This window comes from Sphingomonas lacunae, from assembly GCF_012979535.1.
Lineage (GTDB): Bacteria > Pseudomonadota > Alphaproteobacteria > Sphingomonadales > Sphingomonadaceae > Sphingopyxis > Sphingopyxis lacunae.
Genome location: NZ_CP053015.1, coordinates 344746 through 363970 on the forward strand (window position 1 = coordinate 344746; position 19225 = coordinate 363970).

The following is a 19225-nucleotide window of genomic DNA, read 5'->3' on the forward strand; positions in this document are numbered from 1 at the left end:
CAGGCCCCCGCCGGAGCGATCCGGCGGGGGCTTTGCTTTGGTCCATCACGACCGTTTCCCCGATCCCGGCGCCTTGCTGCCAAAATGGCAGCAAAGAACGCTTTGTTCATGCCTCCCTGTTATGCGGCGGGTCATGAAGCATGAGGCAATCAGCATGACCGGCGGCATCGCTGCCGATGGACAGGGGGCAAGGCATGGACTGTCTGCCAAGCTGAGCAGCCGAACAAAGGAAGGCAGCCCTGACCACGCGCAGGCTGTCGAATGGCTCAGCCATACCTCTTTGTCCGCCGCGCAATGGAGCGAGTGGCAGGCCCTGGCGGGGCGGGCCGCAGAGGCCAATGTCTTTGCCGAACCCTGGATGGTGCGGGCCGGCCTGACCCATTGCAATGAGGGCGCAGACGCGACAGTCGCATTCGTCCGTGACGCAGGTGGCACATTGATCGGCGTCGCCCCCATGCAGATGGGCAAAGCCTTTGGCCGGGTGCCCGTGCGCGTGGCGCTGGGCTGGACCCATCCCAACAGCTTTCTGAGCAGCATGTTGGTCGCACAGGATCAGGCCACCGCCTTTTGGTCGCGCCTGCTGTCATCGCTTGCCAATGGCCCCTGTGCCGCCCCCCTGCTCTGCTGTGACGGCTTGCCCGAAGACGGACCATTATATCAGGGGCTGGCAGAAGCCTGTCACCGGATGGATCTGCCTCTTTCGGTTGAGGCATCGATAAAGCGGGCGATGCTGGCCACGCGCATGGACCCCGAAGCCTATTGGGACGAGTCGGTTCGCGCCAAGAAGCGCAAGGAATTGCGCCGCCAATGGGCGCGACTGAACGAACTGGGCCAAGTCACCACCGATCAATTGACAGCCGCCGACGGCCAACCGGTCGAGCATTGGATCGACGAGTTTCTGACCCTGGAAGCAGGCGGCTGGAAAGGCGCCAATGAATCGGCCCTGCTGAGCCATGCCGACACGGCCGCCTTCTTTCGCGCGACCATGGCCGCAGCCCATGCGGCCGGGCAGCTGGAAATGACGGCGCTGCGGCTGGACGGGCGCGCGATCGCGGTGCTCATCACCCTGTTGAGCGGCCAGGCCGGCTTTTCGTTCAAGACCGCCTTTGACGAGGATTATGCGCGCTTCTCCCCCGGCGTTTTGTTGCAGCGCGAAAGCCTGTCCATCCTCAACCAGCGGCAGCTGGACTGGATCGACAGCTGTGCCGCGCAGGACCATCCGATGATTGACAGCCTGTGGCGCGAACGGCGGTCGATTGTTTCGGTGGCGCTGCCTCTGCCCGGCCATGGCAACCGGCTGACCTTTACCCTCGCACAGGGCGCGAAACGGCTTTGGCATATCGCCAAGCGGTTCAACCCGCCCGCCTTGAAAAAGCCTACCCCCCGATCTGACCCTCAGCCCGGACCAGCCCCCGCCGGATCAGTAAAGGATGAAGACAAATGACTGCACCACTGTCCCCGACGGAATTTGCCATGGACCGTCCGGTCGCCCATTTTGATGACGATGCCCGCACAGCCTTTGCCGCGGCCTACCCCAACCAGGTGACAACATTCTCGCACGGTCTGGGTGAACACCCGCTGCTGACGCTGGAAGCCCTCGCCACATTGGGAGAGGCGCTGCCGGACAGCAGCGTCGAATATAACCGGTCCGACCTGCCTGTCGGCACCCTGCCCGACGAAGCGCCGAAGAATGGGCTCACGATCGGCGACACCATCCGCACAATCGCCGCGAACCAGAGCTGGTGCGTGCTCAAGAATATCGAGCAAATGCCGGCCTATGACGCGTTGCTGCGCGATTTGCTCGGCGAATTGCGCGAGGTGGTGCAGCCGCGCACCGGCGAAATGCTGACGCTACAGGGGTTCGTCTTTGTTTCCAGCCCCAATTCGGTGACGCCCTATCATTTCGATCCCGAACACAACATCCTGCTGCAATTGCAAGGCAGCAAGACCATGCATGCCTTCCCGGCGGGTGACCTGCGTTTTGCCTCGCAGGAGCAGCATGAGCGCTATCATACGGGCAGCCATCGCGGATTGCCATGGGACGAAAGCTTTGCCGGTCAGGAATATGTGGCTGACCTGCCGCCCGGCCGGGCGGTGCTTATGCCGGTGATGGCACCGCATTTCGTGCGCGTCGGCCCGAACCCGTCGATTTCCCTGTCAATCACTTGGCGATCGGAATGGAGCTATCGGGAATCCGAAGCCCATGCGTTCAATTCGCTGTTGCGCAGGATCGGCCTGTCTCCCGCCATGCCGCCGCGCTGGCCGGACAGTTCAGCAGCCAAGGCCTATGCCTGGCGTGCAGCGCGCAAGGCGGGCCTGGTGCGCTGAGGCCGCCAGCCGCATTTGCCTTTCCATTGCTCTGTTTTGGCGCTATGCGCCCCGCTGATTGATGCCAGCGGCCAGACGGAGAGCGTTCGGCCGCGCAACCAAGACGAGGCCGAATGGCGAAGGAAGAACTTCTCGAAATGCGTGGGCAGGTGGTCGAACTGCTGCCCAATGCCATGTTCCGCGTAAAGCTCGAAAATGGCCATGAAATCCTGGGCCACACCGCCGGCAAGATGCGCAAGAACCGCATCCGTGTGCTGGTGGGGGACGAAGTGCAGGTCGAACTGACGCCCTATGACCTGACCAAGGGTCGCATCACCTATCGCTTCAAGTGAGGGCTGGCGGCCCCGCCATGGCTGCGCCGCTTTTGGTCCTTGCTTCCACCTCCCCGCGCCGCCGCGACCTGCTGGCGCAACTGGGAGTGACGCCGCATCGCATTGCGGCCCCCGACATTGACGAGACGCCGCGCAAGGGCGAGGCCCCCCGCGCTTATGCGTTGCGCATGGCGAGCGAGAAGGCAGAGGCCGTGCCGCTGGCGACCGGCGAGATCGCGCTGGCAGGGGACACGGTGGTGGCCGCCGGTCGTCGCATTCTGCCGCGCGCCGCTGACACTGCCGAGGTCGCACACTGCCTGAAATTGCTGGCCGGACGCAGGCACCGCGTGCTCAGCGCCATCGCGCTCAAGGACGACACAGGCCATATCCGCACGCGCCTGTCCGAAAGCATCGTTGCCTTTGCCCCGCTCGATGCCGCCACCATCACCACCTATGCCACCACTGGCGACGGTATCGGCAAGGCGGGCGGCTATGCCATCCAGGGGCCGGCGGGCGCCTTTGTCCGCTGGATGAGCGGCAGCTATTCGGGCATCGTCGGCCTGCCCCTGTTTGAAACCCGGGCCCTGCTCCTGTCCGCCGGGGTGGAGCTTGGCTGAGTGGCTCTATGAGGATGGCATCGGCGAACGCCGGGCCGCTCTGGTCGAGGATGGGCGCATCGTCGAATTGCATGTCGAACGCGACAGCGATGGGGTGCAGCCGGGCGAGCGGCTTCATGCCCGCCTCAATCCGCGCGAGGGCAGCGGCGCATGGCGCAGTGTCACCCTGCCCTCGGGCGAAGAGGCGATGCTGCGGAGCTTGCCGCCAGGCCTGAGCGATGGGGCAACCCTGCTGGTCGAAGTGACACGCAGCGCCGTGGCGGAGGCGGACATTGTCAAACGCGCGATGGCGCGGCCTGCCGAAGCGGGAGCCCGGCCCATGCCGGCGCCTTCCCTGCTTGACCGGATCAGCGCCAGCGGCACTCCCGTTTGCCTGGTCGCGCCGCATCAGCCCGATGCGCTCGAACAAGCGGGATGGAGCGAGTGGATCGAGGCAGCAACAAGCGGCCACATCGCCTTTTCCGGCGGATTGCTGCGCATGACCCTGACCCCGGCGATGACGGTGTTCGATGTCGATGGGGAGCTGCCGCCCAGCGACCTTGCGCGGGTTGGCATAACCGCGATGGCGCGCGCCATCCGGGCACTGGGTATTGGCGGATCCATTGTCATCGACCTGCCGACACTGGCTGACAAGGGCCAGCGGGTGGCGGTGGCCGAGGCGTTTGACGCGGCCATGCCGCCGCCATTCGAGCGCACCGCGGTCAATGGCTATGGCTTGCTGCAAGTCATCAGGCCGCGCACCGGACCAAGCATGGCCGAGCGCTGGCAGTTTCAGCCGGTGGAAAGCGCCGCCCTCACCCTGTTGCGTGCAGCCGCGCGGCAAGGAGCTGCACGGCCCGGTCAGCCACTGACGCTGGCGGCGCATCCGGCGGTGGTGCGCTGGCTGGAAGCGCGCAGCGATCTGGCCGAGCGGCTGGCGCGGGAGAGCGGAGCGACTGTGCACTTGCGCGCTGAGGCGGATCGCGCCATCGCTGCCGCCCATGTCTGCTGACTCGCCATCCACGGTTTCCTCCCGCCCCTGCCCGCTGTGCGGCAAGCCGGCAAACCATGATTTCCGTCCCTTCTGCTCGCGCGGATGCCGCGACCGTGACCTCCACAACTGGTTTGACGAGGATTATCGCATTCCCGTGACGCCCGGCGCCGATGAAGGCGACGACGCGCCGGGCGGCTTTGGCGAAGCCCGCGACGACGGCTAGGCTAGGCGCAACCAAAAGAGAATCCCGCCGGCGGCATTTTGGGGCTGGACAGGCCCGCCAAGCCCCCACTATAGGCGCTGCTCCAACGTCAAGGCGCGCGGCGCCGGACGCATGGGCCCGGGTAGCTCAGGGGTAGAGCAGCGGATTGAAAATCCGCGTGTCGGTGGTTCAAATCCGCCCCCGGGCACCACTTTTCCAAAAGAATAGGCCTTCAGGCTCGGTGAGATGAATGGGCGGGCCGGCAGGAGTTTCGCTGGCTGGCGTGGGCGGGGGCGCTTTGCTTGTCCGCGCTTCAACCGGCCTTCAAACGCTCATACAGCACACGCGTTTCCAAAAGATTGGCAATGCGCAGGGTTACTTCGACCACGTCAAATGGTTTGATGACGAAATCCCGCGCTCCAAGTGACAAGGCCCGTCGCCGCGCCTGCAATGTGGTATCGGCGGTAAGGACCAGTATCGGGCGGAATTCATCGGGCCGGGCGTGACGGGCAAAGGCTTCGAGCAATTGGAAGCCGTCAACCGTCGGCATCATCAAGTCGAGCAGCACAATGTCAGGGGATAGCGAGATATAGGTTTCGAGTGCTGCCGCAGGGTCGGTAAGGCAATGGACGTCACTATACCCTTCCCGTTCGAGCAGGCTGGCAAGCAACAGGACATTGGCCTCCTCATCATCAATAGCGAGGATCCGGCGCGACAATATGTCCTTTGGCTCGATCGGGCGATAGGTCATCCGGGCTCATTCTCCGTGGCAACAGGAACCTCGCGGCCATTGCGAAGTGGCAGCAACTCTTGCGGCAGTTCGAACCAGAACAGCGCACCCTGCACCTGCGAATCAAATCCGATCTGTCCGCCCATCGATTCAATCAGTTGTTTTGACAGAGCGAGACCGAGGCCGGTTCCCTCCACTTTGGTCCGGTTCTGCTGGCCCAGCCGGTCAAATGGCGTGAACAGGCGCGAGACATCCGCCGGTTCGACCCCCGGGCCATCATCCTCGACTTCGACCCGGATATGCGGCCCGTTCTGCCGGCAAGCGAGGCGAACCATGGCACCCGTCCGATTATATTTGGCCGAATTGGCCACGAGATTGAGGATGACCTGCACCACTCGCCTGCGATCACCCATCACGAACAATGGCGCCGACGGGTCCTTCAATTCAAAGCGCAAGCCCGAAGCGGCGACAATGGGTGCTGCAAGGGCATAAACTTCATCAAGCAGGTCGCGCAGGTCAATGCGCTCGATCACCAGTTCGGTTCCTCCTGCCTCTATACTCGAAATATCGAGCAGGTCGTTGATCAGCGACAGCAGGTGCCGACCAGCCTTCATGATCTGAGCAATGGCCGAACGATGCCGTTCGGTGAACTGCTCCTGATCGAGTTCGAGCAATTGCCCGAAGCCCAGGATCGCACTCATCGGCGTGCGCAACTCATGGCTGGTGCGTGAGAGAAATTCGCTCTTGGCCCGGCTGGCATTGATCGCTTCCTCGCGCGCCAGCCGCAGCGCCTCTTCGGTGCGGCGGCGATCGGTGATGTCCCGTGTAACCTTCGCAAAGCCCCGCAATTCCCCGCGCTCGTCATGCAGGGCGGTAATGACCACATTGGCCCAGAAACGCGAACCATCCTGCCGCACACGCCAGCCCTCATCCTCGGCCGTGCCATCCTGACGCGCGCGGTCAAGCATTGCTGCAGGAAGATAGTCGCTGGTTTCGGCAGGGTAGAAACGGCTGAAATGCTCACCCATGATTTCATGAGCCTGCCACCCTTTGATCCTCTCGGCACCCAGGTTCCAGCTGGTGACCCGGCCTTCAGGATCAAGAGCGAAAATGCCGTAGTCGCTGACCCCTTCGATGACGAGACGGAAACGCTCCTCGCTGTCGCGCAACTCCTGCTCACGCCCGCGCAACAGGGTGCTGGCCCGGGCCAATCGCTGGGCAAGGCGACCCAATTCGTCCGCATCCTCAGGAAATTGCGCCAACGCCTCGCCACGGGCCAATCGTTCAGCATTGCCTTCGAGCAGGCGGACACGGCGGACAATGCCAGTCGAAAAGAGATAGACCGCAGCGAGACTGCCGAGCAGGCCGACGCCGGCGCTGATTGCGGTGAGTATCAGGTAACCGCGCCGTGCTTCTTCGACACGGGTGCGCCGCTGATCCAGGACGATCGCTTCGCGGCGCTGGATATTCTCAATCTCCTCCCGCATCGCATCGAGCACGATCTTGTTGGCAATCAGGGCCGGTTCGATCGGTGTCGATGCATTGCCGGTGCGGCCGACCTGATCCGACAACGCCAGCAGGTTCCGCAGCCCTTCGCGCTTGCGCGTCGTGAGGGCGCTGACCCGTTCAAAGCCGCGCCGCACTTCCTGATCGCGGATTGCGCGGTCGAGCCGCTGCATGACCTGCGGCAACTCGGCTTCAGCCTTGCGATAGGGCTCGAGAAAGCGCTCTTCGCGCGTCAACAGATAGCCCCGCACACCTGCAGCAGCCTCTGCCAGCAGGGCATGGACCTGGTGAGTGTCTCGCTGGATGGCAAAGGCACGGCGGACATCGTCCTCGGCGCGGGATTCTACATTGCTGGCAACATAGAGAAGGATCAGCGCGCCAAGCAGGATGGTTAGCGGCAAGGCGACCACGACCAGCCCTTTTAACGCCAGCGGCTGATTGGCCCAGTAACGCATTACGGCAGGCACAGGGTGGCTCATTCAAAACCCCTCCCGCATGGCACGACGACTGGTGGCGAGCACGGCCGCCTGGGTGCGGTCCGAAACGCTGAGCTTGGAGATGATCCGCTCGACATGCGCCTTGACCGTTGCCGGGCTGATGCCGAGCACACGGGCGATTTCCTTGTTGGTCTTACCCTCGCTGACGAGATCCAGCACTTCAAGTTCGCGCTCGGTCAGGCTGTCTATATGGCTCGGCGACGGTGTGACCCGGCCACCGGCCTGCATCACGCTGGCCATCAGCGGCAACGGAATGGCCGTCTGCCCAGCCATGACCTGACTGACCGAATTGCGCAGCTCATCAATCCCGGTGTCCTTGAGCACATAGCCCGCCGCACCGGCGGCCAGCGCTTCGCGGACATAGCCAGGCATATCGTGCAATGTCAGCATCAGCACCTTGGTCGGCAGGCCCAGCGCGGAAATGCGGCGGGTGGCCTCCAACCCGTCAATCCCCGACCCGAGGCGGACATCCATCAGCACGACATCGGGAACCAGAGCACTTGCCTGTTCGACCGCTTCCTCACCCGTGGCAACTTCACCAACAATCGTCAGTCCGGCGGCTGTCAGGACGGCCTTCAACCCTTCGCGGGCAAGCGGATGGTCGTCAACGATCAGGATGCGGGTCGCAGTCGTCATGCGCCTTCAACCAAGGTGGCAAGCACTTCCACACCGCCGTCGCTTTGCGGCTGCCAGACCAATTGCCCGCCAATGGCGGTCATGCGTTCGCGCATCACCTCTATGCCTATATGTATTCCAATGTGCCGCCCGGCATCATCAGTCACCGGCATGACCGCCGCGCCGTTGCCAAAATCGCGGATCCGCAGGCGGCGGATTCCGCTCGCGGGATTGAAATGCAAGGACACTTCAACGCGACATGGCCCGCCGGCATGTTTACGAATGTTAGACATTGCTTCCTGTGCCACGCGATACAGGGCAGTTTCCACCGTGGGGGGCCAATCGCTCTGACCCGCGTCAATATCCTCGACGACCACAAAGCCTTCAGCCCGCAGCTGGGCAGCAAGGGCAAGGATCGCCGGACCAATACCGAGATCGTCCAGAATGGTCGGGCGCAGACCCGCAATCAGTTCGCGCAATTCCTGGACCAGATCCCGCGCGATGCTCGCCAAAGGCGCGCCCGACCCGGCCGGTCCCCCATGCCCTCCTGCCTCCAGCAAGCGAAACAGCGCGGTGGCGCGCTGAGCAACGCCGTCGTGCAATTCGCGGGAGACACGGCGACGCTCATCCTCTTGTGCCGAGAAAAGGCGACCGACCACAAATTCAAGACGCCGTTCCCTTTCCTGCAAGGCGTCAAGCAGGCGGCTGCGTTCGGCCTCGCGATCCATCCGGTCAATCGCGGCGCCCAGAAGGTGGAGATGAATGCGGACGGCATCACGATCTTCGGCGTCGGCAATATCGTCCAGATCGGCAAAGCCAGGGATGACCAGAACAGCGACCGGACGTTCAGCCTCCCCCGGCGCGTGGATCGCGAGCCCCTGCGCCGCGGGATCACGGACAATGGAACCGCCGGGAAAACCGATGAAATGTGCCAAACGGCGGACACAGGCCTCCAATCGTTCGCTCATCATTGCGGCTTCGGCGCCGGCAAGGTCGCGCCCAGCTTCAGACAACAGCCGCAACCGTGCCGCCCTCGCCTCAGCGGCGCGATACAAATTGCGCAGCTCGGCCACCGTCTCAATCTGTGTCGGCAACAGGGGAGAAGTCTGGGTCATTGCAGGCCCTCTTTAGATCGATACTGGCCGAGCGCATAGGCCATCCGGCCTAGGCCGGAGAGCGCGCCGTCTGGCCGATGGGCCGTGCCGTAGCGCCGCCTACATCGTCAGCAAGCGCCACATTGGCTCTTCGGACGGACCGCCCGACCTGTTGCGGACCAGAATGATTTCACAATGAAAGGGACATCCATGCGCAAGCTCATCCTAAAGACCGCGGCTGCCGCGCTTTTCCTGCCGGCGGCGACCATCGCTGCACCGGCCCTGGCCAACCAACATGCGGCAACCTCTTCCGAAGCCCCTGCCCGTGTCGCCACATATGCGCCGATCACCGTGGCTGAAGTCGAGGCGGCCCAGCGCGCCTGGGGCGATGCCCTGGTTGCAATTTCGACCACCTATGATCGCGATGGCCATGCGGCTGCTACCCGCCTCGCCGGCCAGGTGATTGATTCCGCCTATGGCTACGCCATGGGCCCCGTGCTGTTCAAACCAACACTTGCGGCAGCCCCAAACACCTTTCGCACCACCCGTGAAGGCGCCCTTGCCTATTTCGTTGGTGGCAACAGCGCCTTTCCCGACACTGGCTTCGCCCTGAAGCACTGGCGCAGCTATCAGATGACCAATGCGGCCATCTTGATCAGCGGCAACACGGCCATCTCGATGGGCAATGTCATGCTGACCGACGCCAGCGGCAATGTAACCACAGTCGACAAGACGTGGGGCTATGTCCGTGACGGCGAGGGCCGCCTGCGCATCGTGCTGCACCACAGCTCGCTGCCGTTTGTGGCCAACTGAGGCTTTGGCCTGACCAACCCTATCGGGTCGCACCCAAATTGAAGCCGGTCCGGTTTCTGCTTCGCGCAGGGACCGGACCAAACCTCCCCAATCACATAAGGTCCCCCCGCCATGTTCAAACATTTGCTCCCTTCGCTGTTAATCGGCGCTGCCGCTGCCGGCTTTGCAGCGCCCGCTCATGCGGGCAACAGCGACGGATCGTTCCAGGTCAAGGTTCTTGGCACCGCGGTCCTCCCGGACGGTGGCATCACCTCAGTCGTGACCAACACTGTCGGTGCTCCGGCCACGTCGCAATCGCGTGCCACCGATTCAATCGTGCCGACCATTGCGGCGGAAATGTTCCTGACGCCGAACCTGTCTGTAGAGACCATCTGTTGCATCACGCCGCATGATGTGCGTGGCGAAGGCCCGCTCAACGGTGCTCGTCTGGTTGACAATGCGATCATCCTGCCCGCGACCGTCACGCTCAAATATCACGCAGAGCTGGGTGGTGGGTTCAAGCCCTATGTCGGCGCAGGCGCCACGCACTTCTTCATCTTTGGCGAAGATGTCGGTACCAGTGCCGCAGCTCTTGGCGCAACCAGCGTGAACCTTTCCAATGAGTGGGGCCTCGTGGTTCAGGCGGGTGTTGATCTGCCACTCAACGACAATGGACTGGGCTTCACATTGGACGCCAAGCGCTATTTCGTGGACACCACGGCCAGCTTCCGTGCGGGCAACACCGTTGCCCTGCGGACCGAGCATTCGCTGGACCCGTGGGTGATCAGCGCCGGGCTCAGCTACCGCTTCTGATCGGAGACAGCAGATGTTGCGCATCCTTCTCGGCAGCAGCCCCCTCGCGGCGTTGAGCCTGCTCGCGACGCCGGCCCTGGCCAATGAGGAGGATGCCAACATCTGGCTTGCCCAGACCTCGACGATCAATCTTGGCGGGGACACAACTCTGTGGCTCGAAGCGCAGGAGCGTTTCACCAACGACGCATCGCGCCTTGGGCAACTGCTTATCCGTCCTGCCATTGGCTACAAGCTTGATGGGACCACGACTGTCTCGATCGGCTATGCTTATGTTCATACCGATCCATTGGCCGGCGCATCAAGCGACGAACATCGCCTGTTCCAGCAACTTTCCACACGCCTTGTTGGCAACGGACGCAATGTCACCCTGACGTCCCGTACCCGTCTGGAACAGCGCACCTTTGAAAATCAGGACGGCATCGGTTGGCGCCTGCGCCAACAGCTTCGCGTCTCGGCGCCCCTGATGGGTGACGCGCGGTTTGCGCTGTGGACCGAACCGTTCATCGGGTTCAACCAGACCAGCTTTCAGCGCGACGGCATTGGCCTGTGGCGCAATTTTGCCGGGATCACGGTTCCGGTAAGCCGCCAGCTATCGCTGGAACCGGGCTATCTGAACCAGCAGGTCCGCCGCGTCGGTCGCGACCGTACCGACCATGTCGCCAGCCTGACCCTGTCCACCAACTTTTGACATCCCGGCCTGAAGGGTCGCCTTGTCTGCCGATCGCGGCGAGGCCAATCCTTGGGAAGTGAGGCCGGGCCAGCTTCAACCGCGGCTGTCTTGACCACCGCAGGTGCCGCATGCGGGATCAGCCGGGGCCAGAGCACGGTGCCAACCCTTTGGCTTCACCTGCGGGCGCGTTTGCATTGTCGGTGAATGGATCGATGGCCGGATAACAGAACACCCCGTCCCGGCCTGTGCCGGAGACGGGGTGCCTGTCAGATTCACGGCCGGTGAGGGCCGCTGTACCTTACTTCAGGTCGAAGCGGTCTGCGTTCATCACCTTGGTCCAGGCTTTGACGAAGTCGGCAACGAACTTTTCTTCATTGCCATTTTCGGCATAGACTTCGGCGACAGCGCGCAATTCCGAATTGGAACCGAACACCAGATCGGCCCGGGTTGCACGCCAGCTTTCGCTGCCGGTGCTGCGGTTGGTGGCAACAAATTCTTCGTCTTCGCTACCCTCGACCGCGGTCCAGGCGTTGCTCATGTCGAGCAGGTTGACAAAGAAGTCATTGGTCAACTGGCCAGCCCGGTTGGTGAAGCTGCCATGGCTACGCTGACCATGGTTGGCGCCGAGCACTCGCAGACCACCGATCAGGACGGTCATTTCCGGAGATGACAGGCCGAGGAGCGCTGCCCGATCGAGCATCATTTCCTCAGTCTTCACGCGCAGCTTCTTGGGCAGATAGTTGCGAAAGGCGTCAGCCTGCGGTTCGAGAACGGCAAAGCTTTCGGCATCCGTCTGTTCTGCGGTGGCATCGCCACGACCGCCGGTGAACGGCACGGCCACGTTGAAGCCGGCTGCCTTGATCGCCTGTTCCAGACCAACGACACCGCCAAGGACGATGGTATCGGCCATGGAGAAGTTGGTGCCAGCGCGCAGTTCCTCGAACTTGGCGAGGACCTTGGCCAGTTCGGCCGGCTCGTTGACGTCCCAGTCCTTTTGCGGAGCCAGACGGATGCGCGCACCATTGGCGCCACCACGATGGTCCGACTTGCGATAGGTGCTGGCCGATGCCCAAGCGGTCTTGACCAGCTGGCTGACCGTCAGGCCGCTGCCGGCGATCTTGGCCTTCATCGCCGCCACATCGGCGTCGCTCGGCATCGTGCCGGCCGGGATAGGGTCCTGCCAGATCAGGTCTTCGGCAGGCACTTCCGGGCCGAGGTAACGCACCTTGGGGCCCATGTCGCGGTGGCAGAGCTTGAACCATGCGCGCGCAAAGGCGTCCTTGAACGCTTCATGATCGTTACGGAACTTTTCCGAGATAACGCGGAATTCCGGATCCATCTTGAGCGCCATGTCGGCGGTGGTCATCATGGTCGGAACCTTGATGTTCGGATCCCACGCAGCTGGTGCCATGTCTTCCGGCTTCTGGTTGATCGGCTGCCACTGCTGGGCACCGGCCGGCGACTTCACCAGTTCATAGTCATAGTCGAGCAGCAGGCGGAAATAGTTGCCCGACCATTCGGTTGGCGTGTTCACCCAGGCGCCTTCGATGCCGCTGGTGACAGTGTGCTCACCGATGCCACCATGGGCAGCGCTGCTCTTCCAGCCAAAGCCCTGGTCGGCAATGTCGCCGCCCGCCGGGGCAGGACCGAGCAGCGAGGGATCGCCGTTGCCGTGCGCCTTGCCAAAGGTGTGGCCGCCGGCAGTCAGTGCGACGGTTTCCTCATGGTTCATGGCCATGCGCTCGAACGTCGCCTTCATGTCGCGCGCGGACAGAAGCGGATCGGGGTTGCCGCCGGGACCTTCGGGATTGACATAAATCAGACCCATCTGGATTGCGGCCAGCGGACCGTCGAGATGAGCGAGGCCTGCCTCAGGGTCGATACGGGTCTGAACGCCTTCGTTGACCCACTTATCTTCATGACCCCAGTAAATGTCCTTCTCAGGCTCGAACACGTCGGCACGACCACCGCCAAAGCCGAACACCGGACCGCCCATCGATTCGATGGCGACGTTGCCGGCAAGGATGAACAGGTCAGCCCAGGAAATATTCTTTCCGTACTTCTGCTTGATCGGCCACAGCAAACGACGGGCCTTGTCGAGGTTGCCGTTGTCCGGCCAGGAATCGAGCGGGGCAAAACGCTGTTGTCCGCTGTTGGCGCCGCCGCGACCATCGCCGGTGCGATAGGTGCCGGCCGCGTGCCAGGCCATGCGGATGAAGAAGGGGCCATAGTGCCCATAGTCAGCCGGCCACCAGGGCTGGCTGATGGTCATCAGCGCAGTCAGATCAGCCTTCAGCGCCTGGTAGTCGAGGGCCTTGAAAGCCTCAGCATAATCGAAATTGGGGTCCATCGGGTCGGCGCCACCATTGGGCGACAGGATGTCGACGGCCAGAGCATCAGGCCACCAATCGCGATTCTGCCGGCCGAGCAGGCCACGAACGCCGCCATCCTGCTGGTGGAACGGGCAACCCCCGCCCCCGGTTGATCCGGTGTTGCTATCCATGATCGATCTCCTGTTAAGCCCGATTCGCCGGGCGACTGACCGCGCCATGGACCATCTTTATAATCGAGGGAAACGATTAAATTTGGACACAGTATCGTGTTTTTTCGATCAATGGCGGTTCGGCTACTCTCAAGCTGTGCCGCTGCCACCAGTGAGTGTTGACACTCCCCCCTGCCACACTGGTAGCACTTCCTCGCCCAGTCATGCTGGCTGACATAGGCGAAGCAACGGGCGCGGGTGAGGGAGAGAGACTGTGACCGATTTTCCGACCAAGGCGGCGGATGTAGAGGCGGGCTGGCTGGAACAGAAGCTCCGGCAAGGCGGCGTGATCGGTGACGGCCAACTGACCGGCCTTTCCTTTGTTCCGATAGGCACAGGGCAAGTGGGGGACACGGCCCGTTTCAGCCTGACGTGGGACAACGAAGGCGCAGGTCCTGCGACCTTGGCGGCCAAATTCCCCTCCGCCGATGCGACAAGCCGATCCACCGCCGGGATGTTCGGCCTGTATCGTAAGGAAGTATGTTTCTACCGCGAACTGGCCCCAGAGATCGGCGTTAGGACACCGCGCGTCTATGGCACCGAATTGTCTGACGATGGCTGCGACTTTGTCCTTTTGTTTGAAGATTTGGGACCGGCGCGGGGTGGCAACCAGCTGGCCGGATGCTCGGTGGAGGAAGCGAGGCTGGGACTGCGCCAGGCCGCTGCCCTTCATGCGCCGACCTGGAATGCCGACTGGCTCGACACAGCGCCTTGGATCCAGCCAGCCGAGGGCCTGCAGCAGCAGATGATGACGCTCTATCCCCAGGCTCAGGCGATTTTCCGCGAGCGTTATGCCGACACACTCGAACCCGAACTGATGGCCATCTGTGAGCAGCTGAATGATCTCGCTAGCCTATGGTTCAGCCGGATTCCGGCGCAACGCAGCGTCACCCATGGCGATTTCCGGCTCGACAATATGCTGTTCGACGTGGTCGACGGCCGCGACCCGATTGCTGTCGTTGACTGGCAGACGACAGGGGTCGGCTGTCCGATGACCGACATCGGCTATTTCATGGGGTGCGGCATTGGCAGCGCGGTGCGCCGCCCGCACGAAACCGAATTGCTGGACCTGTATTGCGAAGAAATGTCACGCCTAGGCGTGCCCATGACACGCGACATCATCTGGGAACGCTATCTGGTGGGCGCTTTGCACGGCGTCTCGACAGCGGTGTTCAGCGCGGCCTTTGTCGTGCGGACCGAACGCGGCGACGCCAATTTCCTGTCCATGGCGCGCAACAGCTGTGAACTGTGCCTGGACCATGGCAGCATCGACGCGCTGAAACGTCTGGGTTAGTCCCCGCCTGTCGGCACTGCGGGCAATCCCCGCGCCAGCCGCCATGCGACAAAGCCCAGCATCGCCGTCCCCAGCAGCAATGCCCCCCACAGGGCGAGTTTGCGGGGTGCCAGCGGTCCATCACCATCGGGCGGGGCAAGGGTGAGGCGCGGAGGCTCCTGTCCGCCTGCCTCAGCGCGGGCGACGGGCAAGGCTGTCAGCGCGGTTGACGCATCGGGCAAAAGCACGTCGCGTTCGAGATAGGCAGGTTCAGCCCCGGCCAGTCCCACGGCCAGCTGGTAAGGCGGTGTCCCGGAAAGATCGGCAATCACTGTCACCGGACGGTAGCGAAGCGAAAGGCGCGGGGACGAAGACCAGCCGGCGGTCCGCCGATCAGCCTCCACCCTGAACTGACGCATCTCCGGTGAAATGCCGTTGAGCAATTGCCCTGCACTCCCGGAACGCAATGTGGCGGCGGACAGCAAGGTCCACCCCTGTTCGGCGCTGGTCCGACCCAGCAGGCGCACGGGGATCGTTCCGTCGCTCGCCGCTTGGCGCAATCGAATGGCATCGACCGGCGCGGATGCAGGCAAGTCAAATCGCAGCAAGTGCGGACCGGCAAGAACCGGTCCATCTGCCTCCACCTCTATCACCGCAGTGTGCTCGGCGACGGCCGTTTCCACCCGGGCACCGCGCACCTCGACCTGTTCACCTGCCGGCCAACGCACCATGACATAGCGATTGGCCAAATCCACGCCGTCAAGCGCCAGTCGACCGTCGCCCAATACCACATCGCTGCCTTGCGGGCGGAACAGGGTGGTTTCAGCCAATGGCTGCCAGTCGCGCAGGTTCAGGCTGGTGTGGACTGTCAGTGTGACCGGACGGGCGGCGGCCATGACTGTATCGAGACGCAATGCCTGAACGGGTTCGACCACTGCGCGCGTGTCCACCAGAACCGCAGAAGATACCGCGGCAGAAGGGGAGGCTGCGGCCAAGTCGCCCGCCACAGTAACCACCTGTTTGCCCGTACCATTTTCGATGCGGACGGTGACGTCCTGCCGCCCCGATGCGGCCCATGATCCCGCCACGGGATAGATTGGCACATCGCGCCAGCGCCGCCCGGCACGTGCCATATCCTCAGCAAGCGCCAGTGCCATGCGCCGCCCGCGTGAATCGAACAGGCGAACATCGCCCAGATCATCGCGCCGGATAGCCGCCAGGGCCTGGGCTGGAAGATCAAGGCGCTGGATCGTTCCACCCTCCGCTGCTGTGACCGCCAGACGCAGGGCATAGGCATCGGGCTTCGCAGGATCGACCGGTGGCGCGTCCTTGCATCCGGCCAGCAGCGTCAGCACCGCCGCCCATGCGCATTGCCAGACCTTCATGGCTTCGCCTCCTGATCGCGCACGCCTTCATCCGCACGCGGCGGCAGCGGGACGAAATAGCCGATCACCAGCATCAACAGGCCAACACCGATGAAGGTGACAATCCGTTCCCACCCTTGCGCATTGGACATGTCGACCAGCAACAGTTTGACCACCACCACGCCAAGCAGACCGGCTCCGGCCAGCCAGCTGTATCGCAGCGCCCGTCGATGGGCGATCAGCATCAATCCGAGGGCCAGTACCGACCAGAGGATGGCGAAGCCCAATTGCACCAGCGCATCGTTCCACAGACCATCCGCTGACCAGACGGCGCCGAGCCAATGGTGAGCGGTCCGCAACCAGACCCCGTTGATGGCGATGAAGGCCAACAGCCCGATCGCGATCAGTCCCGCCTTGTCCAGTGATGCGGGCATATCCTGTGGCTGGGCAGACAAGGCCATCCGACGCCACAGGAGCAGCGCGCCAATCGCCAGAGCGACCGAAAGATCAACCGGATTGACCAGCGGCAAATAGGGCAAGGGATCAACCACACCCTGTGCAAAGACAGCCGCGGTCAAAGCCCCTGCATAGGTCAACAGGGCTATGGGCAGGGTGGCCACCTGCCAATAGGCTCGGGCTGACGGATCGAGCGGCCAGCCGAGACCTGTGGACGTTGTCCGGGACGCAGCACGTCCCGCCCAGCCGACCAGCGCCAACAGCACCACAATCGTGCTGAACAGGAACGTCACGCCCGCCCAGCTGCTGTTCCACAGGGCCAGCCGGTCAATCGCCATGTCGAGACTGTCCGCCAGCATTGCCACCGCCAGCCATACCCCGGCAGCATGGATGCCAAAGTTCCATTTGGCCCTGGGATGGGCTGGCTGTCCGGTCAAGGCCCGGTCACTTTGCCAGAGCAACCAGATATGCCCGCCGATACCGAGCAGCCATGCAACAAGGTCAGGCCAATGGAGAATGTGCATGCCGAGCGCACGCGCCGCCACCATGGTGAGGACAAGCAGAGGCAGGCTGCCCATCGCCGGCCATGTCGCCACCGCCCAGTCACGGCGCCGTCCGGACCAGTCGGCCAAGGCCATAAGGCCAATCTGCGAAACCATCGCCAGCAGCCATTGCTGATCATTGGCAAAGAGTGGGGTTGGCACATCACCGGCGATCTCTGCCGGCATCCTGCGCATGATTTCGAGCAGCAGCGCCAGCGAGGCAAACCCATAGCCGGCGAGGAATATGCCATGCCTGAGCCCCCATTCGACCGCCGTATAGACCTTTGCCCACGCCGACCCGCTGTGCGCCAGAGGCGTCCGCATCCACCATGCCGTCAGTATCATGGGCACCGCGACCATCATGGCGCCCATGAAAGCGGTATTGGCAAATGGCCAGGACGAAACATTGGCTTCGGCTGTCGCGAGGAACAGCAAGCCGGCAACGACTTGCAGCAACAGGCCAAAGGCACGCGGCATCCAACGTGCTTGCCGTGCCCCCACCCAGAAAGCGCCCAGCCCCTCAATCGCCCAGGCGGCCGATGTCCATTGCGCATCGAGCGCCAGCGGAATGGCCAGTGTCGCAAAGCAGACACCGATAGCCAGCAGGCATTCATTGACTAGCCGCATTGATGCCCGCCCCTGACGCATCGTTACCGCAGCAATGGCAAGATACAGGGCGCCAAATCCAAGCGCGGCAAAAGCGCTGCCATAGGGGCGGTCATGCACCAGCCCGACTTGCAGGCCAAAGCCGACCAGGGCTGGTCCGAACAGCATGGTCGCATCCGCCACCTGTCCCAGCCGACCGGGCGTATTGTGGGCATAGAGGACGGCGGCGGAAAGGAAGATGGCGATATTCACCAACAGGAAGATCTGGCAGACAAGATAGTCGTCGGACGCATAGCTGGTTGCCGCCCACAGCATGGCCAGACCAAATGTGGCGAAAAAGCCCAGCAAATTCAGTTCACGCCAGGACCTCCGCCATGCGATGACCAGCAAACCGGCATTGAGGACAGTCATGTAGGTGAACAGGCCGATCGGCGTTTCCGCTTCGCCGCCCAGTAAAACCGGCACGGCATAACCGCCAAGCAAGGCAATGAACGCCATCGCCCGCGCATTTTGCAACAACGCAAGCGCACAGCCCAATGCGGCGAAAAGCACCATCAATCCAAAAGAAAGGAGCGGCGGCATCAAACCATAAATGCGCGCTGCGGCAAATATGGTGAGGTAAAGCACCGCGACGCCCGCGCCTTGCAGCGCCAATCCGAAGTCCGGTCGCGCCAATCTTTTTTGGAAACCGAAGCCAAGCAGGGCCGCGCCAGCCAGCGCAACCAGTGCGAGCCGCGCCTCAATCGGGAACCAACCGGCGCTCGCGGCATAGCTGGCAAGGAAACTGAGCCCGACAAACAACAAGACCAAGCCGACGCGAACAATGGTGTTGCCGCCAAATAGCCAAGCCTTGGCGCCGGCCACCATCCGCATGATCCATTGTTCGGCAAGCGATGGTTCCTGTGGCGACATGTCTTGGCTGACGGCGGCCGGACGTGGCGCTGCCGCCGCAGCGGCGACAGGACGCGATACAACCTCGGGACGGGGCGGCGACCGGTTCGGCTGGGCAACTGGTGGCTCATCCTGCCGCAAAGTTCTGGTCGATTGCGCCTCCGTCACCGGTCCAGACGCATTGTTGCCGGACCATGGGCCTTTGGCCGACCCCATCTCGTCCTGCCATGCGGCCCGTGCCTTCACCAGTTGATCGCGCACCTCCGCCCGCACGGCAGCGCGCAGCCAAAGGCCCATCAGGGCCCCGATGATGCCGCCAATGACAAATCCATAGGTTTCAAAATCGGCGACAAACCAGCCGATCAGTGCGGCTGCAACAGAGGCAAACAGTATCATTGAGCGT

17 protein-coding genes and 1 tRNA gene are annotated in these 19225 nt (G+C 63.0%); 11 read left to right on the forward strand and 7 right to left on the reverse strand.

What is annotated here, in order from left to right; all coding sequences use genetic code 11:
* Positions 1–133 precede the first annotated feature (133 nt).
* The 7 genes from GV829_RS01520 to GV829_RS01550 all read left to right on the forward strand — a co-directional run bounded on the left by GV829_RS01520 (position 134) and on the right by GV829_RS01550 (position 4642).
* The gene (locus GV829_RS01520) at positions 134–1444 is read left to right on the forward strand and encodes a GNAT family N-acetyltransferase (RefSeq protein ID WP_169943499.1); all 1311 of its coding nucleotides are present in this window, start codon (positions 134–136) and stop codon (positions 1442–1444) included.
* Entirely contained in the window at positions 1441–2328 is an 888-nt protein-coding gene (locus tag GV829_RS01525) for a lysine-specific demethylase (RefSeq protein ID WP_246202950.1), read from the forward strand. The genes GV829_RS01520 and GV829_RS01525 overlap by 4 nt, the downstream gene beginning before the upstream one ends.
* Positions 2329–2441: 113 nt before the next feature.
* On the forward strand, positions 2442–2660 hold the full coding sequence (gene infA / locus GV829_RS01530; protein ID WP_169943500.1) for a translation initiation factor IF-1: 219 nt from the start codon (positions 2442–2444) through the stop codon (positions 2658–2660).
* Between the two features lie 17 nt (positions 2661–2677).
* The gene (locus GV829_RS01535; protein WP_169943501.1) at positions 2678–3256 is read left to right on the forward strand and encodes a Maf family protein; all 579 of its coding nucleotides are present in this window, start codon (positions 2678–2680) and stop codon (positions 3254–3256) included.
* Positions 3249–4247, forward strand: coding sequence for an Rne/Rng family ribonuclease (locus tag GV829_RS01540; RefSeq protein ID WP_169943502.1), 999 nt, complete (start codon positions 3249–3251; stop codon positions 4245–4247). The genes GV829_RS01535 and GV829_RS01540 overlap by 8 nt, the downstream gene beginning before the upstream one ends.
* Complete coding sequence (locus tag GV829_RS01545) at positions 4237–4452, forward strand: DNA gyrase inhibitor YacG (protein ID WP_169943503.1); 216 nt, start codon at positions 4237–4239, stop codon at positions 4450–4452. Before GV829_RS01540 ends, GV829_RS01545 begins: the two co-directional genes overlap by 11 nt.
* A 115-nt stretch (positions 4453–4567) precedes the next feature.
* A tRNA-Phe gene (locus tag GV829_RS01550) sits at positions 4568–4642 on the forward strand.
* 102 nt (positions 4643–4744) lie between these two features.
* On the opposite strand, the gene GV829_RS01555 is transcribed toward GV829_RS01550, so the two are convergent.
* From GV829_RS01555 to GV829_RS01570, 4 genes are read right to left on the reverse strand one after another with little or no spacing between them, the layout of a single operon-like run.
* Positions 4745–5182, reverse strand: coding sequence for a response regulator (locus tag GV829_RS01555; RefSeq protein WP_169943504.1), 438 nt, complete (start codon positions 5180–5182; stop codon positions 4745–4747).
* Complete coding sequence (locus GV829_RS01560) at positions 5179–7146, reverse strand: ATP-binding protein (protein ID WP_169943505.1); 1968 nt, start codon at positions 7144–7146, stop codon at positions 5179–5181. The genes GV829_RS01555 and GV829_RS01560 overlap by 4 nt, the downstream gene beginning before the upstream one ends.
* Entirely contained in the window at positions 7147–7800 is a 654-nt protein-coding gene (locus GV829_RS01565; protein ID WP_169943506.1) for a response regulator, read from the reverse strand.
* Entirely contained in the window at positions 7797–8894 is a 1098-nt protein-coding gene (locus GV829_RS01570) for a sensor histidine kinase (protein ID WP_169943507.1), read from the reverse strand. Before GV829_RS01570 ends, GV829_RS01565 begins: the two co-directional genes overlap by 4 nt.
* 189 nt (positions 8895–9083) lie before the next feature.
* Between GV829_RS01570 and GV829_RS01575 the strand changes: the two genes are divergently transcribed.
* The 3 genes from GV829_RS01575 (at position 9084) to GV829_RS01585 (ending at position 11166) form a co-directional block, all read left to right on the forward strand.
* Complete coding sequence (locus tag GV829_RS01575; protein ID WP_169943508.1) at positions 9084–9686, forward strand: phosphoribosyl-AMP cyclohydrolase; 603 nt, start codon at positions 9084–9086, stop codon at positions 9684–9686.
* A gap of 111 nt (positions 9687–9797) precedes the next feature.
* Positions 9798–10478 (forward strand): OmpW/AlkL family protein, encoded by a 681-nt coding sequence (locus tag GV829_RS01580; RefSeq protein ID WP_169943509.1) that lies wholly within the window; start codon positions 9798–9800, stop codon positions 10476–10478.
* Positions 10479–10491: 13 nt separating this feature from the next.
* The gene (locus tag GV829_RS01585) at positions 10492–11166 is read left to right on the forward strand and encodes a DUF2490 domain-containing protein (protein ID WP_169943510.1); all 675 of its coding nucleotides are present in this window, start codon (positions 10492–10494) and stop codon (positions 11164–11166) included.
* A 280-nt stretch (positions 11167–11446) separates the two neighbouring features.
* On the opposite strand, the gene katG is transcribed toward GV829_RS01585, so the two are convergent.
* The gene (gene katG / locus GV829_RS01590) at positions 11447–13651 is read right to left on the reverse strand and encodes a catalase/peroxidase HPI (protein ID WP_169943511.1); all 2205 of its coding nucleotides are present in this window, start codon (positions 13649–13651) and stop codon (positions 11447–11449) included.
* A 253-nt stretch (positions 13652–13904) separates the two neighbouring features.
* On the opposite strand from katG, the gene GV829_RS01595 reads away from it, so the two are divergent.
* Entirely contained in the window at positions 13905–14984 is a 1080-nt protein-coding gene (locus tag GV829_RS01595) for a phosphotransferase family protein (protein WP_169943512.1), read from the forward strand.
* Here GV829_RS01595 and GV829_RS01600 read toward each other — a convergent pair.
* Entirely contained in the window at positions 14981–16348 is a 1368-nt protein-coding gene (locus tag GV829_RS01600) for a DUF3999 family protein (protein WP_169943513.1), read from the reverse strand. The genes GV829_RS01595 and GV829_RS01600 overlap by 4 nt on opposite strands.
* Positions 16345–19218 carry a DUF2339 domain-containing protein gene (locus GV829_RS01605; RefSeq protein ID WP_169943514.1) on the reverse strand — a complete coding sequence of 958 codons (2874 nt, stop codon included), beginning with the start codon at positions 19216–19218 and terminating at the stop codon, positions 16345–16347. The genes GV829_RS01600 and GV829_RS01605 overlap by 4 nt, the downstream gene beginning before the upstream one ends.
* Between the last annotated feature and the right edge of the window lie 7 nt (positions 19219–19225).